This is a genomic window from Nonomuraea sp. NPDC050227 (assembly GCF_044459705.1).
Classification (GTDB): domain Bacteria; phylum Actinomycetota; class Actinomycetes; order Streptosporangiales; family Streptosporangiaceae; genus Nonomuraea.
Genome location: NZ_JBITJF010000009.1, coordinates 290,000 through 315,775, shown reverse-complemented (window position 1 = coordinate 315,775; position 25,776 = coordinate 290,000). Strand labels below are relative to the sequence as shown.

Here is a 25,776-nt window from a genome sequence, read left to right as displayed (position 1 = left end):
GGTGACTGTTGAGTACCCGGGCAAAGGCGACCCGGCCCGCAGCCTCGCGCTGCTGTGGCGGACGAGCGAACGGGCCAGCCGCAAGGGCAAGCCGGAGCTGAGCGTCGAGCGCATCGTCCGCGCCGCCATCGACGTGGCCGACGCCGAGGGGCTGGCGGCGCTGTCCATGCGCCGGGTGGCCGAGAAGCTGGGCGTGGGCACGATGTCGCTCTACACGTACGTGCCGGGCAAACCCGAGCTGCTCGACGTCATGCTCGACACCGTCTACGGCGAGACCGCCCGCCCCGAGGACGTGCCGGGCGGCTGGCGGGCCCGGCTGGAGCTGATCGCCCGCGAGAACTTCGCCCTCTACCTGCGCCACCCGTGGCTGCTCCAGGTGGCCGCGAGCCGCCCGGTCCTCGGCCCCAACGTCACCGCCAAGTACGACTACGAGCTGCGCGCCGTCGACGGCATCGGCCTGACCGACCTGGAGATGGACTCGGTGATCACGCTGGTCACCGGCTTCGTGCACGGCACCGCGAGAGGTGCGGTGGAGGCCGCGCAGGCCGAGAGCCAGACCGGCATGACGGACCTGCAGTGGTGGGCCGCGCACGCGCCCTTCCTCAGCCGGATCTCCGATCCCGCCATGTTCCCCACGGCCTCGCGCGTCGGCCAGGCGGCCGGGGAGGCGCTGCAGGCCGCCTACAGCCCCGAGCACGCCTTCGAGTTCGGCCTCCAGCGCGTGCTCGACGGCGTCGAGGTGCTGGTCGACAGCCGGTCAGCGGGCTGACAACGCCTGCTCGTAGGCCAGCAGGGTGCGCACGAACGTCTGCCGCTCCTGCGGCGTCAGCGGGTCGAGGGCGGCCCGCCAGGCCGTGGCGCCGTAGCCGAGCCATTCGGTGATCGCCTCCTGGTGGGCCGGGGCGATGCTGACGATCGTGCGGCGCCGGTCGGCGTCGTCCTCGCGGCGCTCCAGCACGCCCTTCCTGCTCAGCTCGCCCACCATCAGGCTCACGGTGGCCGGCGCCACCTCCAGGCGCCCGGCCAGCTCGTTGACCGTGGTCGGGCCGTCGAACAGCAGATAGGCCAGCAACGACAGGTGCCGGGGGGCCAGCGCCAACGACCGCAGCGCCTCGGGCACCTTGAGCCGCTTGGCCCGGCCCACCATGCGCGGCATCAGGAGCAGCAGCGTCCTGATGCCTTCGTCCACGCTCAAGCCGTCGGTTGACATCGCCAATACCTTGCTGTCTAAATTAGCTTTGTTCGCAAAGCTAATTTGTCGTCGTCTGAGCAAAGGATAGTGACATGGACGAGCGGGTGCGGGCCTTCGGGGACGAGCTGGTCAAGGTGCACGACTGGTTCAGGGGCGAGCTGGCGAGGCTGCGCGCGGGCGGGGCCGTCACCGACGACCTGCGGGCACACTGCCTGACCTTCTGCGACGCGCTGAGCTTCCACCACTCCGGCGAGGACCGGGTGGCGTTCCCCCACCTGGAGGGCACGCGTCCGGAGCTGAAGGAGGCGCTCGACCGGCTGCGCCGCGAGCACGAGGTGATCGCGGCGCTGGTCGAGGAGCTGCGCGCGGCGAGCGACCCGGCGGCGATCGAACGCGTCGCCGCCGAGCTGGAGAGCCACTTCGACTACGAGGAGCGGGCGCTGGTGCCCGTGCTCAACTCGCTGGAGAGCGTCCCGTGGGCGGTCGGCGGCTAGCGGACGGGGGCCGCGCGCAGCCGTACGACGTGCTCGACCAGCGAGATCAGCGTCGTCTTGACCGACTCGCGGTTGCGCGCGTCGGTGCGCACGATCGGCACGTGCGAGCCCAGCGCCAGCGCCTCGCGCACCTCGTCGTCGGTGTGCGGGAACTGCCCGTCCCAGCCGTTGATGCCCACCACGAACGGCAGCTTGGCCTCTTCGAAGTAGTCGATGGCGGGGAAGCTGTCGGCCAGGCGGCGGGTGTCGAGCAGCACGACCGCGCCGATGGCGCCGCGGACCAGGTCGTCCCACATGAACCAGAACCGGTGCTGTCCGGGCGTGCCGAACAGGTACAGGATCAGGTCGCGGTCGAGCGAGAGCCGGCCGAAGTCCATGGCGACGGTCGTGGTCTGCTTGTTCGGCGTCAACCCGAGGTCGTCGATGCCCGCGGACGCGTCGGTCATCACCGCTTCCGTGGTGAGCGGGAGGATCTCGGACACCGCCCCCACGAACGTCGTCTTGCCGACGCCGAACCCACCAGCGACGACGATCTTCGTCGAAGTGAGCCCGGGGCTAGAGCCTGCGAAGTCCACTGAGCACCCTTTCGAGCATGTTGAGGTCTGGCTGTCCCTGGCTGAGGCGTGGCTGGTGCAGGCGGACGAGACCTTCGTCTGACATGTCCGCCACTAGCACCCTCGCCACGCCCAGCGGGACGCGGAGCAGGGCCGAGATCTCGGCGACCGACCGGAACGTCCTGCAGAGCTGCATGATGGCCTCCTGCTCGGGGGTGAGCATGGCCATCTCGTCGTCCGGGATCGACATCGACGAGATCAGCGTCTCCATCGCGAGGTGATACCGCGGCTCGGAACGGCCGCCGGTCACCGCGTAAGGACGGAACAGGGGCTCGTCGTCCCCGGTCCCGTCACTGCCGTACACGGCCCTCTCCCATCAGTTCCATCACATCACCGGGTCCTGGCGGCCTGGAGTTCGGCGCGCAGGGCCGGCGTGAGCGCCTGTCCCGCTCTGTCTACCAGCAGCGTCATCTGGTACGCCACCAGCCCCATGTCACAATCAGGACCCGCCAGCACCGTCAGCACCGAGCCGTCGCTGATCGCCATGACCAGCAGCAGCCCGCGCTGCATCTCGACGACGGTCTGCGACACCGCGCCGCCCTCGAACACCCTGGACGCGCCCACCGTCAGGCTCAGCAGACCGGCGGAGACCGCCGCGAGCTGGTCGGCCCGGTCCGGCGGGAAACCCTCGGAGGCGGCCAGGCACAGGCCGTCCGCCGAGACGACCACGGCGTGCGCGACCCCCGGAGTGTTGCGCACGAAGTCGGTGATCAGCCAGTCGAAGCGGTGCGCTTCATGGCTCAGCGTTGTCACGCATCCTCCCCAGCGGGACGCTTACTCACTCTGTTCCTCCTGTCCACGTACTTCCTGGCGGCCCCGTCGCACACCCTTCTGGTAGCTGGCCATGCGGCTGCGCATCCGGTCGGCTGAGACCGGTGGCGCCGGCGGCGGCGACTGCTGAGCCTGCTGCTGAGCGGGCTGGCTGGCCGTGCCGGGGACCAGATTGGCCTTGGGGGTGCGCTTGGGGAGCCCCGCGGCGGTCACGCCGCCGAGGCTGGGCTCGCTGGCTTTGGCCGCCGCACGCCAACCGGCGTCCGCGGCCGTCTGCCACGCTTCCTCCCCAGAGGGTACGGCTTGCGCGGGCCTCGCCTCACCGCCGTTCTCGCCGGACGAGGACGCCTCGGGCGCCGACTCCCCCGGCGGCCTGCGGAACCACGCGGACTCCACCGACGCGAAGATCGGCAGAAACTCCTCCTGCTCCGGCTCCATCGGCGAGACCTCCACCGAGGGCGCCGGATCGGGACGGCGTACGTCGTTCGTCCCGTAGCTCGTCGCGTACGGCGGCGGCGTCGGGAACGTCCCGCCGCTCGCCGGATACGGCGGGAACGAGCCGGTGCCCGACGACAACGACGGGTAGGCCCCGGAGTCGAACGAGGACGGCTGCCGCCGGTAGGAACCGCCGTCGGTGTCGGCCGTGAAGCCGTTGACCGGACGGCCCGGGTCGGAGTTGAACGCCCCGAGCCCGTGCCTGGGCGCGGGCGGCGGCGGGTTGTCGAAGGACGGCGGCCCGGAGGGAGCGCTGTCGAAGGTCCCCGAGGGCGCCGGGGCCGCCGGGGACGCCGACGGCCCGGTGCCGAACCTGGCCGGGTCGCCCGGAGCCGGCCTGGCCCCGTTCGCCCCGTTCGCCTCGACCGAGTCGAAGCTGCCGAACGACCGGAACGAGCCGTTCGGCGCAGGCGGCGGCACGGTCCCGCCGCCGAACGCGGGGCGCTGCGGCAGCGGCTGCTGCATGTTGTCGGCGATCAGCGTGGGCGGCAGCAGCACCATGGCGATCAGGCCGGTGCCCTCGCCCTTGCGCAGCTGCACCCGGATGCCGTGGCGCAGCGCCAGCCGGCCGACCACGAACAGGCCCATGCGGCGGGAGACCGACACGTCCACGACGGGCGGCTCGGCCAGGCGGCGGTTGGCCTCGGCCAGCTCCTCCTCGGTCATGCTGATGCCGGAGTCGCTCACCGACAGCAGCGCGCCGCCGCCCTCGATGAGGCTGCTGGAGACCAGGACCTGGGAGTTGCTCGGGGAGAACTGGATCGCGTTCTCGACCAGCTCGGCCACCAGGTGGACGAGGTCGTTGGCGGCGCTGCCCTGCACGGACGTGGCCCGGTGGACCTTGACCTGGACCCGCTCGTAGCCCTCGACCTCCGACAGCGCGGCGCGCACGACGTCGACCAGCTTGGCCGGCTGGCTGCGCCGGCGGGTGGCCTCGTGGCCGGCGAGGACCAGCAGGTTCTCGGAGTTGCGGCGCATGCGGGTGGCCAGGTGGTCGAGCTTGAACAGGTCGGCCAGGCGGCCGCCGTCCTGCTCGCCCTTCTCCAGGCCGTCGATCAGCGAGATCTGCCGCTCGACCAGCGTCTGGGTGCGGCGCGAGAGGTTGACGAACATCGAGCTGATGTTGCTGCGGAGCTCGGCCTCCTCACCGGCCAGGCGCACGGCCTGGCGGTGGACCTGGTCGAAGGCCCGCGCGACCTCGCCGATCTCGTCCTGGCCCTCGACCTCGATCGGGCGGACCTCGGTGCTGGCCTCGCCCGAGACGCGCAGCTGGCGGACCACGTCCGGGAGCCGGAAACCGGCGATCTCCAGGGCCTCCGTGCGCAGCCGGCGCAGCGGGCCGACCATCGAACGGGCGATGGCCACGGTCAGCAGCAGCACGATCAGCAGCAGCGCCAGGATCAGCACACCGGCGATGATGGCGTTGCGGATCTCGGCCTCGCGCAGCTCCTGGCTACGCAGGTTCACCTTGTCGGCGAGGTCCTTCTCGATCTCGTGCAGGACGCCGATCGCGACCTTGTTGTCGTTGAACCACTGCTCGCGGGCGTTGGACCGGGAGGAGATCAGGTTGTCGGCGATCCGCACGCCCGGGGCCCGGCCGCTGGCCAGGGTGACCGCGCGGGCCTTGGTGAGCTGGACGTTGACGTACTCGTTCTTGCCGGTCAGCAGCTTGGACAGCTGCAGGCCGATCTCGACGCCGGCCTCGGCGCCCACGGTGGCGATGTCGCTCTGCTCGCGGGCGTTGGAGGCGATGAACCGCTCGACCTCCTTGGCGTCGACGCGCTCGACGTTGTAGGAGTTCTTCAGCAGCTGCACGCGCTGGCGGGACATCTCCTCCTTGGCCTGCGCGAGCGCGCTCAGGGCGCGAAAGTGGCCGATGATCTGGGAGTCGTCCGACAGCAGCGAGAGCTCGTCGTGCAGCTTGAGCAGGGTGTCGGTCAGGAAGTCGTACCGGATGGTGTCGGCCTGGCCCTCGGCGCGGATCTTGCTCAGCCGGTTGAGGTCGTACTTGGCCTGGCCGGCGGCCTTGACGACGCGTTCGCCGTAGGACTCGTCCATGGTGTCGAGGTCCGCGCGCACGCTGGTGACCAGCTTGTCGACCGCGGCCTTGTACTCGGCGAGTTCGTCGGCCTTCGACTTGCGCAACTTGGGATAGGCGCCGATCCAGCCCCCCGTGTCACGCTCCAGGCCGAGTGCCTGCACCAGGTCGCGGATCCGGCCGGCCTGCTCGGCCGCGGTGGCCGTGCGGTCGTAGTCGCCGATGCTCTGGACCGAGCCGACCACACGTGCTCCCCCGAGCACGACGCCGGCGATGGTGGGCACGAGGATGAGCGCCGTCAGACGCCATCTCACGCGCCAGTTCCGCAGGCCGAGGCGAGGCAGCGACCGCTTCCCGCGGTCCCGCCTCGCGGCATGGCCGCTGTCGGAGTTCCCCGTGATCACTGCTTTCGCTACCCCTCAATCGTCCCGTTCAAACGACGGGTGTTCAAGCCGTCCACAAGGTATCCGCAGCATCCGACTTAACAGGCATTTCGGACACAATCGTTACATATGTGACCGACAGTTGTTCACTGTTGGTTATCGCAGTGCGGCCAGCACCTGATCGTGGACTTGAGCTCGCTGCGCGCTGTCGCTGAGGGGGCGACCGGCGCGGTCCACGACATAGAAGACGTCCACCGCCTCCGCGCCGAGAGTCTCCACGCGGGCGGCTCTCACGTCAAGACCGCACTCCCCGAACGCCCGTCCGATGCGCCACAGGAGCCCCGGCCTGTCATGGGCCCTGACTTCCACCACGGTGGCCGTCGCGGAGGCGTCGTCGACCAGTGTCACCCGAGGTGGAGCCACAGGTACCCGCGGCGGCCGCACGGACCTGGTCCGGCGGGCCAGCCGCTGCTCGATGTCAAGACGGCCGGCAAGGACGAGACGGAGGTCGGCCTCCAGGGTGGCGGGGTCGGGCGGCGAGCCGTACTCGGGCACGACGGCGAACTCGATCACCGCCGTGCCGCCCGCCGAGGCGGCCGACGCCGAGCGCACGACCATCCGGTGGGCGGCCAGCACCCCGGCGGCGCTCCACAACAGCCCGGCCCGGTCGGGCGCGACGACGGTGACCGCCCCGCCGTTGACGCGCACCGCGCCGCCGCCGTGCCGGGCCAGCGCCGCCTGCTCGGGCGGGATCGAGGGCGCCCTGGGCGGCGGCGAGCCCGACAACACGGACCTGACGCGGCGCACGAGGTCGGCGACCAGCCCGGCCTTCCAGGCGTTCCACGCGGCCGGCCCGGTCGCGTTGCCGTCGGCGACGGCCAGCGCGGCCAGCAGGTCGAGCACTTCGCGGGAGCCGACCGTGGCGGCGACCTTCTCGATCGTGACCGGGTCGTCGAGGTCCCTGCGGGTGGCGGTCTCGGGCAGCAGCAGGTGGTGGCGTACGACGGTGGCCAGCGTCTCGACGTCGCGGGCGGGCAGCCCCATGCGCCGGGCGATGTCGCGGACCACGACCTCGCCCGTCGCCGAGTGGTCACCCGGCCAGCCCTTGCCGACGTCGTGCAGGAGCGCGCCGATCAGCAGCAGGTCGGGACGGGAGACCTCGCGGGCGTGGCCGGCCGCGTTCGCGGCGGCCTCGATCAGGTGCCGGTCGACGGTGAAGCGGTGGATGGGGTTGCGCTGCGGACGGTGCCGTACGCGCTCCCAGTCAGGAAGCAGCTTGACAAGCACGCCCGCCTGGTCGAGCTCCTCCCACACCGGCACGGCGGCCCGTCCGGCGCCGAGGATCGACACCAGCGCGTCGCGCGCCTCCTCCGGCCACGGCACCGGCATCGGAGCCGACTGAGCAGCCAGGACGGACACCGTGGCGGGCGCCAGCGGCAGCCCCGAGCCGGCCGCCGCGGCGGCGGCCCGCAGCACCAGGACGGGGTCCTTGCGCGGGTCGGCGCCCCTGGCCAGCACCACCTCGCCGCCGTGCTCGACCACGCCGTCGGCCAGCGGGCGGCGCCCTCGCGGGACCGGTCCTGACAGCAGCCTGTCAACCGTGCGCCAGGTGGCGTCGAAGGCGTGGGAGACGGTCCGGCCCGCCTCGGCGAGCCGGCGCATGAGGGCCTCGGCGTCCAGCAGGCCGAGCAGCCCGGCCACCGCGTCCTGCTCCTGGAGCACCAGCCGGTCGGCGCCGCGCGCGGTGACGACGTGCAGCGCGTGCCGCACGTCGAGGATGAACTCGTGGGCCTCGCGCGCCCGCGGTCCCGGCGCCGAGGCGACCCACGCCGCCGCCACGGCCTGCATCGCCTGGACGTCGCGCAGCCCGCCGCGGCCGTCCTTGAGGTCGGGTTCGAGCAGGAAGGCCAGCTCGCCGCTGACCTGGGCCCGGTGGTCGGCCGACGCGCGCAGCTCGCCCAGCCTGCGCCGCGAGTCGGCCCGCCACTCGGCCAGCACCGCCTCCCTGGCCCTCCTGGTCAGCTCGGGGTCGCCGGCGACGTGCCTGGCCTGGATGAGGCCGAGGACGGCCTTGAGGTCCTGCCCGGCCACGGCCACGGCCTCCGCCACGGTCCGCACGGAGTGGTCGAGGCCGACGCCGGAGTCCCAGATCGGGTACCAGATGCGCTCGGCGATCCGCGCCACGTCGGCCCGCCCGTCGTGCAGCAGGACCAGGTCCAGGTCGCTGCCGGGGGCCGGCTCGCCGCGGCCGAGGCTGCCGACGGCGACCAGGGAGACCTGGTCGCCGTCGCTCGCCGTCCTGAAGAGGTCCTTGAGCCAGCGGTCGGTGTCCGCGGTCCGCTCCTTGCGGGCCGCGGCGTACGAGCGCGCCTCTCCTCTCACAGGGCCTCCGGCCCTCGCTCTCCGGTGCGTACGCGCACGGCCGTGTCGACGGGCACGGACCAGACCTTGCCGTCGCCGATCTTGCCGGTGTGCGCCGCCTTGACGATGACGTCGATGACGTCCTCGGCGTCGTCCTCCTCGGTCAGCACCTCCAGGCGCACCTTCGGCACCAGGTCCACCTGGTACTCGGCGCCGCGGTAGACCTCGGTGTGGCCGCGCTGGCGGCCGTAGCCGCTGGCCTCGCTGACCGTCATGCCCTTGATGCCGAACTGCTCCAGCGCCGCCTTGACGTCGTCGAGCTTGAACGGCTTGATGATCGCGGTGATGAGCCTCATGCCTCCACCTTCTTGGGAGCCGGTGCCGGGGTGAGCGGACCGTTCGGGGTGGTCACGCCGGAGGCGTAGACCGTGCCGAGGTCGTACCCGGTCTCGGCGTGCGTGGTGACGTCGATGCCGGTGAGCTCGTCCTCGGCGGAGATGCGGAAGCCCATCGTCCTGTCGATGAGCTTGCCGACGATCCAGGTGGCGGCGAACGAGTAGCCGCCGATCGCGACCGGGCCGAGCACCTGCAGCCCGAGCTGGCCGAGGCCGCCGCCGTAGAACAGGCCCTTGCTCTGCTGGTCGAGGAAGGGATAGGCGGCCAGGAAGCCGAGCGAGACGGCGCCGATGACGCCGCCGACCAGGTGCACGCCGACCACGTCGAGCGAGTCGTCGAAGCCCAGCCGGTACTTCAGGCCCACGGCGTAGGCGCAGACGGCCCCGGCGGCCAGGCCGATGACCATCGCGGCCCACGGGTCCACGAAGCCGCAGGCCGGCGTGATGGCGACCAGGCCGGCGACCGCGCCGGAGGCGACGCCGAGGCTGGTGGCGTGGCCGTCGCGCAGCTTCTCCACGACGAGCCAGGCCCCCGCGGCGACCGCCGTGGCGATCTGGGTGTTCATGAACGCCAGCCCGGCGGTGCCGTCCACGGCCAGCTCCGAGCCGGCGTTGAAGCCGAACCAGCCGAACCACAGCAGGCCCGCGCCGAGCAGGACCAGCGTCAGGTTGTGCGGCCGCATCGGCTCCTTGCGCCAGCCCTGGCGCTTGCCGATCACGAGGGCCAGGGCCAGCGCCGCGGCGCCGGCGTTGATGTGCACGACGGTTCCGCCGGCGAAGTCCTCGATGCCCATGGTGTTGAGCCAGCCGGTGCCCCACACCCAGTGGGCGACCGGGAAGTAGACCACGGTGGCCCAGATGACGCTGAACAGGATCCACGCGCCGAACTTCGCCCGGTCCGCGATCGCGCCGCTGATCAGGGCGACGGTGATGATGGCGAACGTCAGCTGGAAGGCCGAGAAGACCAGGCTCGGCATGCCGGTGCCGTCGTCCTTGGTGGCCGTCTCCACCAGGCTCTGCAGGCCCAGGGCGTCGAAACCGCCGACGACGTTGTTCAGCAGCGAGCTGCCGTTGTCGGTGAAGGCGAGCGAGTGCCCGAACAGCACCCAGGCCACGGTGACCGTGATGATGGCGCCGAAGGACATCATCATCATGTTCAGGACGCTCTTGGCCCTGGTCATGCCCCCGTAGAAGAACGCGAGACCCGGAGTCATCAGCAACACCAGCGCGGTGGCCGCGAGCATCCAGGCTGTGGTGCCGCTATCGATCTTCACGACGCGACCCTCCTTACATGTGACGTGTTGCCACAGCGTGTTCGGCCGGGGTTTCGTGGCTCGACCTGGAGTGTTTCGCGGCGGTGAATCTCACCGGCACGGTGTTTCGGGTAGGTTTCGGCCCCTTCACACGCGCCGATCCGGTCATGAGATACTTAGGATTGCCTAACCTAATAGATCAAGGAATCCCTCATGCGTCTCCGGCTTCTGGCCCTGCTCCCCGTCCTCGCCCTGGCCGCCTGCGGCACCTCGACCGGCACGGAGGACGCCGGCCCCACCCGGACCGTCAAGCACGCCATGGGCGAGACCAAGGTGCCGATGACCCCCAAGCGGGTCGTCGTGCTCGACACCGACAAGCTGGACACGATGGTCTCCCTCGGGATGGCCCCCATAGGCGCGGCCCAGGCGGGCGAGAACCAGACCTGGCCGGAGTACCTCGGCTCGGCGTTGTCGGCCACCAAGCCGGTCGGCACGCTCCAGCAGCCCAACATCGAGGCGATCATGGCGCTCAAGCCGGACCTCATCCTCGGCTCGAAGTTCCGCCAGGCCGCCTTCTACGACAAGCTCAGCAAGATCGCGCCGACCGTGTTCACCGAGAAGGTGGGCGTCACCTGGAAGGAGAACTTCCTGCTGGACGCCGAGGCCCTGGGCAAGAAGGAGCAGGCGTCCGGGCTGCTGTCGGCCTACGAGCAGCGGGCCGAGGCGCTGGGCGGGAAGTTCGGCAAGCTGTCGGTGAGCATCGTGCGCTTCATGCCCACCGAGATCCGCATGTACGGCCCCGAGTCGTTCAGCGGCATCGTGGTCGGCGACGCGGGCGTCCAGCGGCCCGAGGCCCAGCGCCTGGCCGACCAGGACGACAAGCGCTTCGGCAAGCTGAGCCAGGAGAACATCGCCAAGGCCGACGGCGACGCCGTCTTCTACAGCGCCTACGGCGAGGCCGCCGCCAAGTCGCAGGCCACGGTGACCGGCGGCCCGCTGTGGAAGAACCTGGCCGCGGTGAAGGCCGGCCACGCCCACGACGTGGACGACGAGATCTGGATGACCGGCATCGGCGTCACCGCCGCCGGCAAGATCCTCGACGACCTGGAGAAGTACCTCAGCCCGCTGGCCTGACCCGGTCGCCCCGGGCGATCCGGCCGGGCCGCAGCACCCGCGCGTAGACGCCCGCGCACGCCTGGAGCCCGGCCTCCAGCACCTGGACCCGGTTGTGCCGGGCCACCACGCGCAGCGCCTCGGTGTCGCGGCCGAGCGCGCCGTGGGCGAGCGTCGGCACCGCGCAGCGCGGGCTGGCCACGATGACCTGGAGCACGACCTCGTCCCCGACGTGCAGCTCGCGCCCCACCCAGTCGTTCTCCACGAAGCCCGCCGCGTCCGTCCTGATGATCAGGTTGGGCCGGTAGCGGAGGGCTTCGACGTGCCCCCGCGGGCTGAGCTCGCCGATGCGGCCGATCGTCGAGGTGGAGATCAGGTGCAGGGGCGCGAAGTCGAAGAAGGTGCCCGCCGGCGAGGCCCCGCCGAGCGTGCCTGCCGTGTACGGCACCTCCGCCTCGATGCCCTCGGCCAGCACCCGCTCGGGCACCGACCGCTCCAGCTCGGCCCCCTCCGGCGGCACGTCGATCAGCCGCACCTCGCGGCCGAGCAGCTTCGACAGCTCCTCGTCGCCCGGTGCGCGGGCGCCTTCGACGGTCAGCAGGTCGCGCCAGAGCCGCGGGTTCTTGGCGCTGGCGATCTTCCCCGTGGCGACGTCGAGCACCGCCCGGGCCCGGTCGCCGGCCAGGCCGCGCTCGGTCACCTCGCTCTCGGCGACCTCCTCGCCCAGCATCGACTTCACCGGATAGCGGCGCAACGTCTCGACATGCATGATCGAGAGCTTAGGCCCGGCCCCAGAAGCGGCGCAGGTGGGGGACCAGCTCGGCGGCCCGCTCGTCGGGGAAGAACAGCCGGCCGCCGTCGATCTCCACGACCTCCCGCACGCCGGGGATCGTGTCGCGCAGCCAGCGGGCCCAGCTCACGTCGAAGAACACGTCGCCGGTGCCCCACACGACCAGCGTCGGCACGGTGAGCACGGTGAGCTGCGGCTCGATGGCGACCATGTCCGCGGCGTCGATCGAGGCCAGCAGGCGTTCGAAGGCGCGGCCGCCGTCCGGCCTGGCCAGGATCGGGCGCAGGTAGGCGTCCACCAGCGCGGCGGGGTCGTCGATGTGCTCGTAGCCGGCGCCCAGGGCGGTTCGGGTCAGCAGCTCGGGGTGGTCCAGCACGGCGGCCACCAGCCCGGCCAGCTCGCCCTTGGCGGCCAGCTCCACGGTGTCCTTGAACGCCTCCGGCGGGGTGTTGGTGTGCACGTCGCAGTTGGTGAGGGTGAGCGAGCGCAGCCGTCCGGGATGGCGGACCGCGAAGACCTGGGCGACGGCGCCGCCGGTGTCGTTGGCCACGAGGTCCACCTCGTCCAGGCCGAGCCCGGCGCACAGCTCCTCCACGGCCTCGGCCAGCGCGGGGATGGACAGGTCTTCGCGCGGCTCGCTGCCGCCGTGCGCGGGCAGGTCCAGGGCCACGCAGCGGCGCTCGTCGCGCAGCTCGGCGATGACGTTGCGCCACAGGTACGAGCTGGTGCCCACACCGTGCACGAACAGGGTCACCGGGCCCTGGCCCACGTCCACGTAGTTGATGCCGTCCATGCCGGCTCCCCCTCAATTACAGACCGACTGTCGGTCTAGGAAATTACCGACCGTTGGTCGGTTTGTCTAGAGTGAGGGCATGAACCTCAAGGCGGAGCGCGGCGCGGCCACCCGCGACAAGGTCCTGGCCATCGCCACGCGGCTGTTCGCCGAACGGGGCTACGACGACACGTCGATCGAGGCCGTGCTCCAGGAGTCGGGGCTGAGCCGCGGGGCCCTCTACCACCACTACGCGGGCAAGGACGCGCTGTTCGAGGCGGTGCTGGAGGCCACGGAGTCGGCCATCGGCGTCAAGATCGCCAAGGCGGTGCGCGGCATCGCCGACCCGGCGGCGGCGCTCCTGGCGGGCGCGCTGGCCTGGGTCAGGCTGGCGGGCGATCCGGTGATCCGGCGCATCGTGCTCATCGACGCGCCCGCGGTGCTGGGCTGGGAGAGCTGGCGGGCGATGGAGGAGCGGTACTCCTTCGGCATGCTGAAGGCGGCCCTGCAGGCGACCGGCGCGGTCCCCGACGACTTCGTCGACCTGCACGCCCACATGCTGCTGGCCGCCGTCAACGAGAGCGCCCTGCTGGTCGCCAGGGGCGGCGACACGGCGACGGCGGAGGCCGCCGTGGAGGAGTTCCTGCGCCGCGTCCTCAAGCCGTAGCAGGCCCTCGGGGCGCTGCGACACGGCCCTGGAAACGGCGGCGCCGCCCGGAGGCCGGGCGGCGGGGCCGGAAACGCCGCCGCCGCCCGGAAGCCGGGCGGCGGGGCGGAAACGTGGAGAAAGGTCAGGCGGCGGCGTTGGCCATGCGGCGCAGCCGGGCCAGGGCGTCGCGCTCGATGCGGCGGGCGCGGTCGCGGCCGATGCCGTAGCGCTCCCCCACCTCGGTCAGCGTGTGCTCGCGCCCGTCGAGCAGCCCGTAGCGCCAGCGCAGCATCTCGCTGGTGTCGCCCTCCAGGCCGGTGAGCCACTGGTCGAGCCGCTCGCGCTCAAGGATGTCGATGGCCTGCTGCTCGGGATCGGCCCACGTCTCGTCGGCGATCATGTCACCGAGCTCGGTCTCGTCCTCGTCACCCACGCCGAGCTGCAACGACACCGGGTCGGACGCCCAGCGGCGCAGCTCGCGCACCCGCTCGATCGGCAGGTCGAGGATCTCGGCGAGGTCGCCGTCGGTCGGCTCGGCGTCGAACTCGGCCAGCATGTCGCGGCGCACCCGCATCAGCCGGGTCATCTGCTCGCCGGCGTGCGTCGGCAGCCGGACCGGACGGGCCTGCTCGTGGATGGCCCGTCCGACCGACTGCCTGATCCACCAGGTCGCGTAGGTGGAGAACTTGTACCCCCGGCGGTAGTCGAACTTCTCGACCGCTCGAACCAGGCCCAGGTTCCCCTCCTGGACCAGGTCGATGAGCGGCATCCCCCGGCCCGAGTACTTCCGGGCCACCGCCACCACCAGGCGCAGGTTGGCCTGGATGAACTCGTCCTTCGCGCGCTGGCCGGAGACGGCCAGGCGCTCCAGCTCCTCGTCCGCCGCGTCCCCGATCCGCGGCTCGGAGCCTCCGCTGTCAAGAAGCTGCTCGGCGAACAGGCCCGCCTCGATCCGTTTGGCGAGCTCCACCTCTTCCTCCGCCGTGAGCAGCGGGACCCGGCCGATCTCGGCCAGATACGTCCCCAGCAGGTCGCGGTCAGCGACGTGCTGCTCCTGCGTGCGACTCCCCGTAGGCCTTGCCATCCCCTGGCACCTCGTTCCGCAGCTGCGTCCTATATCCGGCCAACGTCCGGCCGGAAGCAAAGATTCCCTAAACAGCTACGCCAGAGGGAGGGTCTTGGACGTCCTCCTAAAGGAGGAGACCGGCCTGAAACACCTGGTGGACAAGGGGAACACCGGGTCGGTACGCCAGGTGGACATAGGAGGGGGCGTCGAGCACGACCAGGTCCGCGCGGGCTCCCTGACGCAGCCACCCCACGTCCGTGCGGCGCAGCGCGCGGGCTCCGCCGTACGTGGCCGCGCGCACCGCCTCCAGCGGCGTCATCCCCATCTCGCGCACCGCCAGCGCCACGCAGAACGGCATCGACGAGGTGAACGACGAGCCCGGGTTGCAGTCGGTGGCCAGCGCGACCGTGACGCCCGCGTCGATGAGCCGCCGCGCGTCGGGATAGGGCGAGCGGGTGGAGAACTCGGCCCCCGGCAGCAGCGTCGCCACCGTCCCGCTCGACGCCAGGGCGTCGACGTCGGCGGCCGACAGGTGGGTGCAGTGGTCGGCCGAGGCCGCGCCCAGCTCGCAGGCGATGCGCACGCCGGGCCCCTCGGTGAGCTGGTTGGCGTGCACCCGGGGCTGGAGCCCGGCCTTGATCCCGGCGTTCAGGATCTCCCTGGTCTGGTCGCCGTCGAACGCGCCGCGCTCGCAGAAGACGTCCACCCATTTGGCGTAGGGGGCGCAGGCGTCGAGCATCTCGCCCGTCACCAGCCGGACGTAGTCGTCGGCGTCGGCGCCCTCGGGGACGACGTGCGCGCCCAGGTAGGTCGTCTCGTCGGTGAGGGTGGTGGCGATCTCCAGCGAGCGGCGCTCGTGCTCGGCGGACAGGCCGTAACCGCTCTTGATCTCCACGGTGGTGGTGCCCTGGGCGAGCATCTCCTCCACCAGGGCGCGGGCGTGCGTGGCCAGGTCGGCGTCGCTCGCCGCGCGGGTGGCGGCGACGGTCGTCCTGATGCCGCCGCCGGTGTACGGCTGCCCCGACATGCGGGCCTGGAACTCGGCCGTACGGTCGCCGGCGAACACCAGGTGGGCGTGGCTGTCCACGAACCCGGGCAGCACGGCCCGGCCGCCGGCGTGCAGGCGCTCGTCGGCGTCGGGCGCCTGGGCGGCGGGGCCGACCCAGGCCACCAGGCCGTCCTCGACGACCAGCGCCGCGTCGGTGATCTCCTCGCGCTCGGGGTCGCCGGTGTAGAGCAGCCCGATCCCGTCGATCAGCGTGGTGGTCATCGCACCTTTCCTATCGCCTCGGAGAGCATGTGCCCGACGTCGCCGAGCTCGTGGCGGCCCTGCGCGACCACCCTGCGGCCGCCGGAGACCACCGAGTGCACGTCGGAGGCCGTGGCCGCGAACACCACGGCCTCCAGGCCGCCGATGCCCGCCGTGCGCACCGAGTCGAGCCGGACCGACACCAGGTCGGCCCACGCCCCGGGGATGAGCCGGCCGGCGTCGGCGAAGCCGAGCGAGGTGTGCCCGGCGCCCGTGGCGGCGGTGAGCAGGTCGGCGGCGCTCCAGTGGCCGCGCCGCTCGCTGGTCAGCCGCTCGTCGAGCTCGACCGCGCGGGCCTCCTCGAACAGGTCGATCACGGCGTGGCCGTCGGAGCCGAGCGTGATCGGGGTGCCGCGGTCGGCCGCCGCCCTGGCCGGGCCGACGCCGTCGGCCAGGTCGCGCTCGGTGGTGGGGCACATGCAGATGTACGTGCCCGACTGGCTGAGCAGCTCCACGTCGGAGTCGGTCAGATGGGTGGCGTGCACCGCGGTCGAGCGCGGGCCCAGCACGCCGCGCTCGTGCAGGATCTGGACCGGCGTGGCGGCGTACGTCTCGGCGCAGGCCGCGTTCTCGGCGCGCTGCTCGGAGACGTGCGCGTGCAGCGGGGCGCCGTGCCGGTGGGAGAACTCGGCCACCACCGGCATCTGCTCGGGCGGCACCGCGCGCACGGAGTGGACGGCGGCCCCGATCTCCACGTCGTGCTGCCCCTCGTAGGCGGCGGCCAGCTCGTCGGCCCTGGCCGCCCAGCCGTCGGCGCTGCCGTCGCTGAAGCGCAGCTGGGTGCCCGACAGCGGCACGCCGATGCCGCCGGACAGGTAGCAGGTGTCGAGCAGCGTGATGCGCAGCCCGGCCTCGCGCGCGGCCTGGACGAGCGCGTGGCTCATCACGTTCCTGTCCTCGTACGGGCGGCCGCCGGGGCCGTGGTGCAGGTAGTGGAACTCGCCCACGCAGGTCACCCCGGCCAGCGCCATCTCGGCGTAGACGGCCCTGGCGAGCTGGAAGTAGGTGTCGGGGTCGAGCTTGCCCGCGACCTCGTACATCTGGTCGCGCCAGGTCCAGAAGTCGCCCTTGCCGCGCTGGGTGGCGCCGCGCAGGGCCCGGTGGAAGGCGTGGGAATGGGCGTTGGCCAGGCCGGGGATGGTCAGGCCGGGCAGCCGCTCGGCCGAGCCGGGCTCACCCCGCCCGATCCTGGCGATCCGGGCGCCCTCGACCTCGATGAGGACGCCGTGGGCGACCCCGTCGGGCAACCAGGCCTGCTCGCACCAGTAGGTCAGCGACACAGATCCTCCAGCACGTCCGCGAGTGCCACCACTCCCGCATGGCAGTCTGCCTGGTCGGCGTGCTCCTCGGGGGAATGGGACACGCCGGTGGGGTTGCGTACGAACAACATCGCGCTCGGGACGCCCGCCGTGGCGAGGATTCCGGCGTCGTGGCCCGCTCCGGTCGGCAGGATCGGCGCGGGCGTGTCGCCGCCCGCCACGCGGGCCAGCCGGTCCCTCAGCGCCGCGCCGAAGGCGACCTCGGGGGTCCACGACTCCTCGCGCACGTCCGCGCCGGCCCCCGCGGACAGCTCCTCGACCAGGGCGCGGACCGCGGGCTCGGCCGGGCCTCGGGCGTCCAGCCAGGCCGTGACCAGGCCGGGGACGGCGTTGGCGTTGCCGGGCGAGACGCGGGTCTTGCCGACCGTGGCCACCACGTCGTGCCGCTCGGCCGCCTCGCGGGCGGCCAGCACCAGGCGGGCGAAGGGCAGCATCGGGTCGTCGCGGTCGGCCAGCCGGGTGGTGCCCGCGTGGTCGGCCCTGCCGTGGAAGTCGAACCGCCACCGGCCGTGCGGCCAGATGGCGCTGGCCACGCCCACCGGGCGGCCCTCGTGCACCAGGCCGCGGCCCTGCTCGACGTGGAGCTCGACGAACGTGCCGACGGTGGCCAGGGTCTCGGCGTCGTGGCCGACGTCCGCCGGCTTGCGGCCGGCCCGCGTCATGACGTCGGCCAGCGTGTCGCCGTCGTCGTCGGTGAGCGCGAGGGCGCGTTCCGGCGTGAGCGCGCCGGTGAGCAGCCGGGAGCCCATGCACGGCACGCCGAACCTGGCGCCCTCCTCGTCGGTGAAGCAGGCGACGCCGATCGGCCGGCCCGGCGTGACCTGCCGTTCGCGCAGCAGGTCGAGGGCGGCGAAGGCGGACACCACGCCGAGCGGGCCGTCGTAGGCGCCGCCGTGGCGCACGGAGTCGAGGTGGCTGCCGGTGACCACGCCGGGCCTGCGCGACGGGTCGCCCCACCAGGCCCATAGGTTGCCGTTGCGGTCTTCCCGCAGGTCGAGCCCGCGGCGCGCGGCCTCGCCCGCGAACCACCCGCGTAGCTCCATGTCGGCGGCCGACCAGGCGTCTCTCACGTATCCGCCGGAGCGGGGATCTCGTCCTATGTGCGCGAGTGGTTCAAGCATGGGTCCACTGTAGTGAATGGATCCATTCAGATGTCAGTTGGCCGGGCCCGCACTCGGTCTGATGGTCAGTTCGGTGAGGTGGGCGTCGGGTCCGGCGTTGATCGTGGCGAGCACGGCCCGCGCGACGGTCTCCGGGGTGAGGTACTTGTCCGGTTCGTACGCGCCGCCCTCCTGGGCGCGCACGCCGCGCTGCATGTCGGTGGCCACCCGGCCCGGGTAGACGGTGGTGACCCGCAGCTCGGGCTCCTCCAGGCGCAGCGCGTCGGCGAAGGCGCGCAGGGCGAACTTGCTGGCCGCGTACGAGGCCCACTCGGGGTTGGCCCGCTGCCCCGCGCCGGAGTTCACGCAGACGACGTGCCCCCGGGCGCGGCGCAGCGCGGGCAGCAGCAGCCGGGTCAGCTCGGCGACCGCGACGACGTTGAGCTCCATGGTCGTGCGCCAGTTGCCGGCGGGCTGGTCGGCGATCCGGCCGAGCAGCGCGATCCCGGCGCTGTGCACGAGCACGTCGAGCCGCTCGACGCCGTCGGCGTCGGCCTCGGTGAGCCGGGTCAGCTCGACGGGCCAGGGCCGGGCGTCCGGCAGCTCGGCCGCCAGCCTGGCGAGCGCGGACTCGTCCCTGCCGCCGAGGATGACGTGATGCGTGGGGCCCAGCGCCCGCGCCACGGCCTCGCCCACACCACGGGAAGCGCCGGTGACCAGCGCAGTCGGTCGTTCAGTCATGGGGCCGAGTTTATGACCTTGACGGCCATACAAATTTGAGTACAAACTTGAGCACATGTCGGCGTCCACGCGCATCCTGATCCTCGGTTCCCTGCTCGACGGCCCCATGAACGGCTACGGCGTCCGCCGCCGGCTGGAGATGATGGGCGCCGACACCTGGGCCAACGTCGCCTTCGGCTCGATCTACCACGGCCTGGGCAAGATGGCCGACGAGGGGCTGCTCGCGGTCGTCGAGGCCGGCAAGGGCGGCAAGGTCGTCTACGAGCTGACCGAGGCCGGCCGCTACGAGTTCCACCGGCTGCTCATGCACAGCTGGTCCGAGGTGAGACCCGTCGTCGACCCCTTCCAGGTCGCGCTGACGTTCATGCACCGGATGAAAAAGCAGGAGATTCTCGACGCCCTGCATGGCAGGATTCGGCAACTGCGACTGAACATCGAAACCATCGACCACGCGTACGGCACCAAGCAGCGCTACGGCGAGCCCCGCCACCTCGACGAGAACCTCCGCCTGACCCAAGCCATGCTCCAGGCCCAGCTCGACTGGGTCGAAGGCGCGATCGGCCGGGTCGAGAAGGACGAACTGCCCTGAGGAGAAAAATGATCATTGAGGCACGTGAGTTACGCAAGACGTTCACCACCAGGAGCCGCAAGGGCTCGCAGACCGTCGAGGCCGTGCGCGGCATCGACCTCGACGTCGAGAAGGGCGAGATCTTCGGCGTGCTCGGCCCCAACGGCGCCGGCAAGACCACGACGATCCGCATGCTGGCCACGCTGATCACGCCCGACTCCGGCACCGCCGTCGTCGCCGGCCACGACCTGCGCAAGGAGCCCGAGGCCGTGCGCCGCCGGCTCGGCTACGTCAGCCAGGCGGGCGGCGTGGAGGACACCACGAGCGCCCGCGCCCAGATCATGATGGCCGCGAAGATCCACGGCGTGGCCGACCCGAAGCAGGCCACGGCCGACGTGCTCGACCGCTTCGACCTCGCCGAGATGGCCGACCGGCCCGGCCGCACGCTCTCCGGCGGCCAGAAACGGCGGGTGGCCATCGCGCTGGGGCTGGTGCACGCCCCGCCGCTGCTCTTCCTCGACGAGCCCACCACCGGCCTCGACCCGCAGAACCGGGCCAACCTCTGGGATCGCATCAGGCAGCTCCGCGAGGCCGGCACGAGCGTGCTGCTCAGCACCCACTACCTCGACGAGGCCGACGCGCTCTGCGACCGGCTGGTGATCGTCGACCACGGGCGCATCGTGGCCGAGGGCACGCCCGGCGAACTCAAGCGCGAGGTCTCCGGCGACGTCGTCACGCTGCGGCTGGCCGAGCCCGAGCGGGCCGCCGAGGCGCTCAGGCCCCTGGCCCGCGAGGTGCGCCTGGACGAGGACGCCCTGCGCGTCTACGTCGACGACGGCGAGCACACCCTGCCCGCGCTGCTGCGCGTCCTTGAGGAGCAGGGCATCGGCCTGCGCTCGATCGCGCTCGACCGCTCCACCCTCGACGACGTCTTCCTGGCCAAGACCGGCCGGTCCCTGCGCGACACCGGAGCCGCCGCATGATCCGCCACATCGCCCTGTTCACCGGCTACGAGCTGAAGAAGTCCTTCAGCAACCCCGTCTGGCCGCTGTTCGGCATCCTGCAGCCGGTGCTCTACCTGCTGATGTTCGCGCCGCTGCTCAAGGACCTGACGCCGGGCCGCAGCACGGTCGACGCCCTGCGCATGTTCACACCCGCGTCGATGATGATGATCGCCGTGTTCGGCTCGTTGTTCTCCGGGTTCGGCCTGATCGCCGAGCTGCGCAACGGCTCGCTCGAACGGTACGCCGTCAGCCCCGCCTGGCGGCCGGCCATCGTGCTCGGGCGGGTGGCCAAGGACATGGTCGTGCTGGTGTGCCAGGCGGTCCTGGTGCTCGTCGTGGCCGTGGCCATGGGCGTGCGCATCGGCGGCGTCGAGCTGGTGCTGGTGCTGGCGCTCATGGCGGCCACCGGGCTGTTCGCCTCCGGGCTGTCGCAGGGGCTGGCGCTGACCGTGCGCGACGAGAACGGCATGTCGCAGACGCTCAACCTGTTCATGCTGCCGATCATGCTGCTGGCCGGGCTGTTCATCCCGATCGCGTTCGCGCCCGGCTGGATGCGGGCGATCGCGCCGGTCAACCCGCTCTACCACGCGGTCGAGGCCGGGCGGGCGCTGTTCGCCGGACGGCTGGACGACTCGTCGATCCCGATCGCCTTCGCGCTGTTCATCGTGCTCGCGGTGCTCACGACGCTCTGGTCGATGCGGTCGCTACGCAGGATCGCCGGGTAGGAACGTGCCGGCCTCGTCGGTCATCCGCTCGTACTCCTCCAGCCTGGCCCTGGTACGCAGCGGCGCGGCGTCGGCCATGGCCTCGACCAGGGCCATGGCCAGGGCCAGGGGGGCTGCGTGGGAGTCGAACACCAGGCGGTCCCCGACCGGGCCGTCGAGCACGACCTCGGCCGGGAAGTCCGCTTTGTCGGTGATGGCGGCGACGCGCAGGCCGAGCTTCCCGGCGTACTCCAGCGCCTGCACGACCTCGGCCGGATAACGCGGGAGCACCACCGCCACCACCCACTCCGCGCCCGCCCGCCGCGCCGCGTGCAGCCCCTCGACCAGCTCGGAGCCGCCGTGGGTGAGCAGGCGCACGTCGGGGTGGATGCGCCTGGCGTAGTAGGCGAAGGTGGTGGCCAGGCCGCAGGAGACCCGCAGGCCCAGCACCGGCAGCGGCTCGGTGGCGGCGAGCTGCTCGCCCAGCTCCTTGAGCGGGAGTGCGGCCAGCCGCTCGCGGACCACGGCGAGGTTGCGGATCTCGCTGTCGATCGCGTTGCGCAGCAGGCTCTCCTGGGGCGCGACCACGCCGCCGCCGCCGAGCACCAGCGGGCGCAACGCCTGGCGCAGCTCGGGATAGCCGGCGAAGCCGAGCACCATGGCGAACCTGGTCACCGACGGCTGGCTGACCCCGGCCCGCTCGGCCAGCTCGACGCTGGACAGGAAGATCGCCTCGTCGAGGTGCTCGCCCAGGTAATGGGCGATCCTGCGCTGCACCGGCGACAACCTCCGGCCGTCGAGCAGCACGCCGAGCCCACCGTGATATCCGTCAGCCACGCCACCTCCAACACTCCGCCACCGGCATTCTCATCCCCCGCGCCGGGCGGGGGACGGCGACGGCGGGGTCAGGACTCGCGCATGGGGATGCGCACGCCACGGGCCTCGGCCACCTCGGCGGCCTCCTCGTACCCCGCGTCGACGTGGCGCATCACGCCCGTGCCGGGGTCGTTGGTCAGGACGCGGTTGAGCTTCTCCCCGGCCAGCGCGGTGCCGTCGGCGACCGTGACCTGCCCGGCGTGGATGGACCGGCCGATCCCCACGCCGCCGCCGTGGTGGATGGACACCCAGGCCGCGCCGGAGGCGGTGTTGAGCATGGCGTTGAGCAGCGGCCAGTCGGCGATGGCGTCCGAGCCGTCGGCCATGGCCTCGGTCTCCCGGTACGGCGAGGCCACCGATCCGCTGTCCAGGTGGTCGCGGCCGATCACGATCGGCGCCTGGAGCTCGCCGGAGGCCACCATGTCGTTGAACCGCTCGCCCGCGACGTTGCGCTCGCCGTAGCCGAGCCAGCAGATGCGCGCGGGCAGGCCCTGGAAGTGCACCTTCTCGCCGGCCTGCGCGATCCACCTGGCCAGCGGCTCGTTGTCGGGGAACAGCTCCAGGATCGCGCGGTCGGTCGCGGCGATGTCGGCCGGGTCGCCGCTCAGCGCGGCCCACCGGAACGGCCCCTTGCCCTCGCAGAACAGCGGCCTGATGTACGCCGGCACGAACCCGGGGAAGTCGAAGGCCCGCGTGTACCCGGCCAGCTGGGCCTCCCCGCGGATGGAGTTGCCGTAGTCGAACACCTCGGCGCCGGCGTCCTTGAAGCCGACCATGGCCTCGACGTGCCGGGCCATCGACGTGCGCGCCCGCTCGGTGAAGCCGGCCGGGTCCTTGTCGCGTTCGGCGCCCATGTCCTCGAAGGCGACGCCGACCGGCAGGTACATCAGCGGGTCGTGCGCGGAGGTCTGGTCGGTGACGATGTCGATCTCGGCGCCCCCGGCCAGCAGCTCGGGCAGGGCCTCGGCGGCGTTGGCCACGACGCCGATGGACAGCGGGCGGCGCGCGTCGCGGGCCTCGTAGGCCAGCCGCAGCGCCTCCTCCAGGGAGGCCGCCTGCACGTCGAGGTAGCGGTGCTCGATGCGGCGGGTGACCGAGCGGGGGTCGCAGTCGATGCAGATCGCGACGCCGCCGTTCATGGTGACGGCCAGCGGCTGGGCGCCGCCCATGCCGCCGAGGCCGGCCGTGAGGGTGATCGTGCCGGCCAGCGAGCCGCCGAACCGCTTCGCGGCGACCGCGGCGAACGTCTCGTACGTGCCCTGGAGGATGCCCTGGGTGCCGATGTAGATCCACGAACCGGCGGTCATCTGGCCGTACATGGTGAGGCCGGCCGCCTCCAGGCGGCGGAACTCCTCCCAGTTGGCCCAGTCGGGGACCAGGTTGGAGTTGGCGATGAGCACCCGGGGGGCCCATTCGTGGGTGCGGAAGACGCCCACCGGGCGGCCCGACTGGACCAGCAGCGTCTCGTCGCCCTCCAGCGTGGTCAGGGTCCTGACCATGGCGTCGAAGGAGGGCCAGTCGCGGGCGGCCCGGCCGGAGCCGCCGTAGACGACCAGCTGCTCGGGGTGCTCGGCGACCTCGGGGTCCAGGTTGTTCTGGAGCATGCGGAGCGCCGCCTCCTGCGGCCACCCCTTCGCGGTGATCGTGGTGCCTCGCGGTGCGCGCACGCTGCGGCTCATGGTGACCCTCCTGAATGAACACATTCACCTTTGTCACCCGAAGACTACGGTGGACCGCGTCCAGCGGTCCACCGCAGGCTGCAGGCGAAGCCTGCGCCTACGGTCCCCAAGCGTCCAGCGGTCCACCGCAGGCAGCAGGCGAAGCCTGCGCCTACGGCCCCCGAACGCCCAACGGACCGCTTTGCGGCCTTCAGCTCACCAAGAACTGGGTGGCGGCCAGTTCGCGGTAGAGGTCGTCGTCCGCGACGAGTTCGGCGTGGGTGCCGACCGCCCGTACGCCGCCCGCCTCCATCACCACGATCCGGTCGGCGTTCGTCACGGTGGACAGCCGGTGGGCGATGACCAGCACGGTCGTCTCGGCCGCCACCTCGGCGATGACCTCGCGCAGCCGCAGCTCGTTGACCGCGTCGAGCTGGGACGTGGCCTCGTCGAGCAGCAGCAGCCTGGGCCTGCGCAGCAGCGCCCTGGCGATGGCGACGCGCTGCCGCTCGCCGCCGGACAGCAGCACGCCGCGGTGGCCCACCGCCGTGTCGAGCCCTTCGGGCAGCCGGGCGACCAGGTCGTCGAGCCGGGTGCGGGTGACGGCGCGGCGCAGCTCGTCCTCGGTGGCGTCCTGGGCGGCGAAGAGCAGGTTCTCGCGCAGCGTGCCGGCCAGGACGGGGGCGTCCTGCTCGACGTAGCCGAGCGCGGCCCGCAGCTCGCCGAGCGGCCAGTCGCGGATGTCCCGGCCGCCGATGGAGATCAGGCCGTCCTGGTGCTCGTAGAAGCGTTCGAGCAGGGCGAACACCGTGGACTTGCCCGCGCCGGACGGCCCGACCAGCGCCGTGAGCCCGCCCGCGGGCACCTCGAAGGTGACGCCGTCGTGCACGGCGGGACGGTCGTCGCCGTACCGGAAGACCACGTTCTCGAACCGCAGGCCCACCGGCGTGCCCGCGACCGGGACGGCGGCGCTGACCGGCTCGCCGGGCAGGTCCTCGATCTCCTTGATGCGCCGCATCGCGGCCAGCCCGTTCTGGAGCTGGACGGCGCCCTGGACGAGCTGTCCGATCGGCGGCACCAGGTAGAACAGGTAGAGCAGGAACGCGATCAGGGACGAGACCTCCAGCACCCCCGACGCCACCCGCGACCCGCCGACGGCCAGCACGCACAGGAAGGCGATCTGCACGGCCATCCAGGTCGCCACGCCGGCCAGCGACGTCCAGCCGGCCACCTGCAGCCCGCGGTCGCGGGCGCGCTCGGCCGCCTCTCCGACGACCGCGATCTCCCGCTCCTCCGCGCCGCTGGCCTTGACCGTCCGGTACGCCTGCAGCGCCCGGTCCAGCACGGCCCCCATCTCGCCGACGGCCTCCTGGGCCTGCGTCTGCGCCCGCTGGATGCGCGGCATGATGAGCGCGACCAGGCCGCCGATCACCACCACCACGAGCAGCGTGACCAGCAGCAGCACGCCGTCCATGGTGGCCATCATGACGATCGCGCCGATCAGCATGAAGACCGCGCTGACCGACTCCACGATCCCGTTGGTCAGCACCGCGCGCAGCAGCGTCGTGTCACTCGTCACCCGCGACATCAGGTCGCCGGGCTTGAGCCGGTCGACGTCGGCGACCCTGAGCCGGAGCATCCGGTCGACGAGCCTGCGCCGGGCGCCCAGCACGACGCCCTCGCCGGTGCGTTCCATCAGGTAGGTGCCCCCGGCCGAGACGACGGCTCCGACGAGCACCGCCACGGTCAGTCCTAACAGCGGCGCGGCCAGCGACTGGTCTTCTCCGAAGGCGTCCACGACGTACTTGGCCAGCAGGGGCATCGCCAGCCCCGCCACCGAGCCGATCAACCCGAGCAGACCGCCCGCGATCAGGACCTTCCGATGCGGCCTGAGGTAGGCCAGCAGCTCTTTGAGCACCCCAACTCCTCTCACGACATTTCTCGAAATTGCCCAACGAACGGCGCAACGCGATCCGCACCGCCACGCCCGGGTCAACTTAGATTGACGACCAAAGTATGTCAACTTTCGTTGACGCCTCCTCCTTGAGAAGGAGACGCACGGGCGATCGCCGCCCCCTGGCACCGGAATCGGCGGCGGCCCTATAGTCATG

General features: G+C 72.0%; 25 protein-coding genes. 7 read left to right on the top strand and 18 right to left on the bottom strand.

The window, feature by feature from the left end:
* The first annotated feature begins 1 nt into the window (after position 1).
* Positions 2-769, top strand: a complete 768-nt coding sequence (locus ACIBK9_RS32825; RefSeq protein ID WP_397162526.1) for a TetR/AcrR family transcriptional regulator — start codon at positions 2-4, stop codon at positions 767-769.
* On the opposite strand, the gene ACIBK9_RS32820 is transcribed toward ACIBK9_RS32825, so the two are convergent.
* On the bottom strand, positions 758-1,210 hold the full coding sequence (locus ACIBK9_RS32820; protein ID WP_387667803.1) for a MarR family winged helix-turn-helix transcriptional regulator: 453 nt from the start codon (positions 1,208-1,210) through the stop codon (positions 758-760). The genes ACIBK9_RS32825 and ACIBK9_RS32820 overlap by 12 nt on opposite strands.
* 74 nt (positions 1,211-1,284) lie before the next feature.
* Between ACIBK9_RS32820 and ACIBK9_RS32815 the strand changes: the two genes are divergently transcribed.
* Positions 1,285-1,686 (top strand): hemerythrin domain-containing protein, encoded by a 402-nt coding sequence (locus ACIBK9_RS32815; protein WP_397162525.1) that lies wholly within the window; start codon positions 1,285-1,287, stop codon positions 1,684-1,686.
* Here ACIBK9_RS32815 and ACIBK9_RS32810 read toward each other — a convergent pair.
* The 7 genes from ACIBK9_RS32810 to ACIBK9_RS32780 form a co-directional block, all read right to left on the bottom strand.
* Complete coding sequence (locus ACIBK9_RS32810; protein ID WP_352321413.1) at positions 1,683-2,261, bottom strand: ATP/GTP-binding protein; 579 nt, start codon at positions 2,259-2,261, stop codon at positions 1,683-1,685. The two genes, ACIBK9_RS32815 and ACIBK9_RS32810, sit on opposite strands and share 4 nt — an antisense overlap.
* A complete protein-coding gene (locus ACIBK9_RS32805; protein WP_125631446.1) occupies positions 2,242-2,604 on the bottom strand; it encodes a DUF742 domain-containing protein in 363 nt (120 codons plus the stop codon). The genes ACIBK9_RS32810 and ACIBK9_RS32805 overlap by 20 nt, the downstream gene beginning before the upstream one ends.
* Before the next feature lie 26 nt (positions 2,605-2,630).
* Positions 2,631-3,053 carry a roadblock/LC7 domain-containing protein gene (locus ACIBK9_RS32800; protein WP_185844483.1) on the bottom strand — a complete coding sequence of 141 codons (423 nt, stop codon included), beginning with the start codon at positions 3,051-3,053 and terminating at the stop codon, positions 2,631-2,633.
* Between the two features lie 21 nt (positions 3,054-3,074).
* Positions 3,075-5,918, bottom strand: coding sequence for a nitrate- and nitrite sensing domain-containing protein (locus tag ACIBK9_RS32795; protein ID WP_397162524.1), 2,844 nt, complete (start codon positions 5,916-5,918; stop codon positions 3,075-3,077).
* 225 nt (positions 5,919-6,143) lie between these two features.
* Complete coding sequence (locus ACIBK9_RS32790; RefSeq protein WP_397162523.1) at positions 6,144-8,369, bottom strand: [protein-PII] uridylyltransferase; 2,226 nt, start codon at positions 8,367-8,369, stop codon at positions 6,144-6,146.
* On the bottom strand, positions 8,366-8,704 hold the full coding sequence (locus tag ACIBK9_RS32785; RefSeq protein WP_352321406.1) for a P-II family nitrogen regulator: 339 nt from the start codon (positions 8,702-8,704) through the stop codon (positions 8,366-8,368). Before ACIBK9_RS32785 ends, ACIBK9_RS32790 begins: the two co-directional genes overlap by 4 nt.
* A complete protein-coding gene (locus ACIBK9_RS32780; protein WP_358283648.1) occupies positions 8,701-10,017 on the bottom strand; it encodes an ammonium transporter in 1,317 nt (438 codons plus the stop codon). Before ACIBK9_RS32780 ends, ACIBK9_RS32785 begins: the two co-directional genes overlap by 4 nt.
* A gap of 192 nt (positions 10,018-10,209) precedes the next feature.
* Here ACIBK9_RS32780 and ACIBK9_RS32775 point away from each other — a divergent pair, with 192 nt between their 5' ends.
* Complete coding sequence (locus ACIBK9_RS32775; protein ID WP_397162522.1) at positions 10,210-11,130, top strand: ABC transporter substrate-binding protein; 921 nt, start codon at positions 10,210-10,212, stop codon at positions 11,128-11,130.
* Here ACIBK9_RS32775 and ACIBK9_RS32770 read toward each other — a convergent pair.
* Together ACIBK9_RS32770 and ACIBK9_RS32765 are read right to left on the bottom strand one after the other, a co-directional pair.
* The gene (locus ACIBK9_RS32770) at positions 11,114-11,878 is read right to left on the bottom strand and encodes an MOSC domain-containing protein (RefSeq protein WP_397162521.1); all 765 of its coding nucleotides are present in this window, start codon (positions 11,876-11,878) and stop codon (positions 11,114-11,116) included. The two genes, ACIBK9_RS32775 and ACIBK9_RS32770, sit on opposite strands and share 17 nt — an antisense overlap.
* Before the next feature lie 10 nt (positions 11,879-11,888).
* Complete coding sequence (locus ACIBK9_RS32765; RefSeq protein ID WP_397162520.1) at positions 11,889-12,692, bottom strand: alpha/beta fold hydrolase; 804 nt, start codon at positions 12,690-12,692, stop codon at positions 11,889-11,891.
* Between the two features lie 79 nt (positions 12,693-12,771).
* Here ACIBK9_RS32765 and ACIBK9_RS32760 point away from each other — a divergent pair, with 79 nt between their 5' ends.
* Entirely contained in the window at positions 12,772-13,338 is a 567-nt protein-coding gene (locus ACIBK9_RS32760) for a TetR/AcrR family transcriptional regulator (protein ID WP_397162519.1), read from the top strand.
* 124 nt (positions 13,339-13,462) lie between these two features.
* Here ACIBK9_RS32760 and ACIBK9_RS32755 read toward each other — a convergent pair whose 3' ends face one another.
* The 5 genes from ACIBK9_RS32755 to ACIBK9_RS32735 form a co-directional block, all read right to left on the bottom strand.
* Positions 13,463-14,404: a sigma-70 family RNA polymerase sigma factor gene (locus tag ACIBK9_RS32755; RefSeq protein WP_358283634.1), complete on the bottom strand. Its 942-nt coding sequence runs from the start codon at positions 14,402-14,404 to the stop codon at positions 13,463-13,465.
* 106 nt (positions 14,405-14,510) lie between these two features.
* Complete coding sequence (gene hutI, locus ACIBK9_RS32750) at positions 14,511-15,656, bottom strand: imidazolonepropionase (protein WP_358283632.1); 1,146 nt, start codon at positions 15,654-15,656, stop codon at positions 14,511-14,513.
* Positions 15,653-16,975: a formimidoylglutamate deiminase gene (locus tag ACIBK9_RS32745; protein WP_397162518.1), complete on the bottom strand. Its 1,323-nt coding sequence runs from the start codon at positions 16,973-16,975 to the stop codon at positions 15,653-15,655. The genes hutI and ACIBK9_RS32745 overlap by 4 nt, the downstream gene beginning before the upstream one ends.
* Positions 16,966-18,135, bottom strand: coding sequence for an allantoate amidohydrolase (locus ACIBK9_RS32740; protein ID WP_358283627.1), 1,170 nt, complete (start codon positions 18,133-18,135; stop codon positions 16,966-16,968). Before ACIBK9_RS32740 ends, ACIBK9_RS32745 begins: the two co-directional genes overlap by 10 nt.
* 33 nt (positions 18,136-18,168) lie before the next feature.
* Entirely contained in the window at positions 18,169-18,855 is a 687-nt protein-coding gene (locus ACIBK9_RS32735) for an SDR family oxidoreductase (protein ID WP_397162517.1), read from the bottom strand.
* A 55-nt stretch (positions 18,856-18,910) separates the two neighbouring features.
* Here ACIBK9_RS32735 and ACIBK9_RS32730 point away from each other — a divergent pair, with 55 nt between their 5' ends.
* From ACIBK9_RS32730 to ACIBK9_RS32720, 3 genes are read left to right on the top strand one after another with little or no spacing between them, the layout of a single operon-like run.
* Positions 18,911-19,444 carry a PadR family transcriptional regulator gene (locus tag ACIBK9_RS32730; RefSeq protein WP_352326833.1) on the top strand — a complete coding sequence of 178 codons (534 nt, stop codon included), beginning with the start codon at positions 18,911-18,913 and terminating at the stop codon, positions 19,442-19,444.
* 11 nt (positions 19,445-19,455) lie between these two features.
* Entirely contained in the window at positions 19,456-20,406 is a 951-nt protein-coding gene (locus ACIBK9_RS32725) for an ATP-binding cassette domain-containing protein (RefSeq protein ID WP_387669264.1), read from the top strand.
* The gene (locus ACIBK9_RS32720; RefSeq protein ID WP_397162516.1) at positions 20,403-21,152 is read left to right on the top strand and encodes an ABC transporter permease; all 750 of its coding nucleotides are present in this window, start codon (positions 20,403-20,405) and stop codon (positions 21,150-21,152) included. The genes ACIBK9_RS32725 and ACIBK9_RS32720 overlap by 4 nt, the downstream gene beginning before the upstream one ends.
* Here the strand turns inward: ACIBK9_RS32720 and ACIBK9_RS32715 are convergent.
* The 3 genes from ACIBK9_RS32715 to ACIBK9_RS32705 form a co-directional block, all read right to left on the bottom strand.
* Positions 21,132-21,968, bottom strand: coding sequence for a MurR/RpiR family transcriptional regulator (locus ACIBK9_RS32715; RefSeq protein WP_397162515.1), 837 nt, complete (start codon positions 21,966-21,968; stop codon positions 21,132-21,134). The genes ACIBK9_RS32720 and ACIBK9_RS32715 overlap by 21 nt on opposite strands.
* A gap of 68 nt (positions 21,969-22,036) precedes the next feature.
* Positions 22,037-23,686: a urocanate hydratase gene (gene hutU / locus ACIBK9_RS32710; protein WP_358283617.1), complete on the bottom strand. Its 1,650-nt coding sequence runs from the start codon at positions 23,684-23,686 to the stop codon at positions 22,037-22,039.
* A gap of 190 nt (positions 23,687-23,876) precedes the next feature.
* Positions 23,877-25,583 (bottom strand): ABC transporter ATP-binding protein, encoded by a 1,707-nt coding sequence (locus ACIBK9_RS32705; RefSeq protein ID WP_397162514.1) that lies wholly within the window; start codon positions 25,581-25,583, stop codon positions 23,877-23,879.
* Positions 25,584-25,776 lie beyond the last annotated feature (193 nt).

Bases quoted from the DNA above. Each gene is read 5' to 3' on its own strand.
- ACIBK9_RS32730 (WP_352326833.1), top strand. From the start codon at position 18,911: ATGTCGGCGTCCACGCGCATCCTGATCCTCGGTTCCCTGCTCGACGGC.
- ACIBK9_RS32755 (WP_358283634.1), bottom strand. From the start codon at position 14,404: ATGGCAAGGCCTACGGGGAGTCGCACGCAGGAGCAGCACGTCGCTGAC.
- ACIBK9_RS32720 (WP_397162516.1), top strand. From the start codon at position 20,403: ATGATCCGCCACATCGCCCTGTTCACCGGCTACGAGCTGAAGAAGTCC.
- ACIBK9_RS32775 (WP_397162522.1), top strand. From the start codon at position 10,210: ATGCGTCTCCGGCTTCTGGCCCTGCTCCCCGTCCTCGCCCTGGCCGCC.
- ACIBK9_RS32760 (WP_397162519.1), top strand. From the start codon at position 12,772: ATGAACCTCAAGGCGGAGCGCGGCGCGGCCACCCGCGACAAGGTCCTG.
- ACIBK9_RS32735 (WP_397162517.1), bottom strand. From the start codon at position 18,855: ATGACTGAACGACCGACTGCGCTGGTCACCGGCGCTTCCCGTGGTGTG.
- ACIBK9_RS32740 (WP_358283627.1), bottom strand. From the start codon at position 18,135: ATGCTTGAACCACTCGCGCACATAGGACGAGATCCCCGCTCCGGCGGA.
- hutU (WP_358283617.1), bottom strand. From the start codon at position 23,686: ATGAGCCGCAGCGTGCGCGCACCGCGAGGCACCACGATCACCGCGAAG.
- hutI (WP_358283632.1), bottom strand. From the start codon at position 15,656: ATGACCACCACGCTGATCGACGGGATCGGGCTGCTCTACACCGGCGAC.
- ACIBK9_RS32820 (WP_387667803.1), bottom strand. From the start codon at position 1,210: ATGTCAACCGACGGCTTGAGCGTGGACGAAGGCATCAGGACGCTGCTG.
- ACIBK9_RS32785 (WP_352321406.1), bottom strand. From the start codon at position 8,704: ATGAGGCTCATCACCGCGATCATCAAGCCGTTCAAGCTCGACGACGTC.
- ACIBK9_RS32815 (WP_397162525.1), top strand. From the start codon at position 1,285: ATGGACGAGCGGGTGCGGGCCTTCGGGGACGAGCTGGTCAAGGTGCAC.
- ACIBK9_RS32765 (WP_397162520.1), bottom strand. From the start codon at position 12,692: ATGGACGGCATCAACTACGTGGACGTGGGCCAGGGCCCGGTGACCCTG.
- ACIBK9_RS32770 (WP_397162521.1), bottom strand. From the start codon at position 11,878: ATGCATGTCGAGACGTTGCGCCGCTATCCGGTGAAGTCGATGCTGGGC.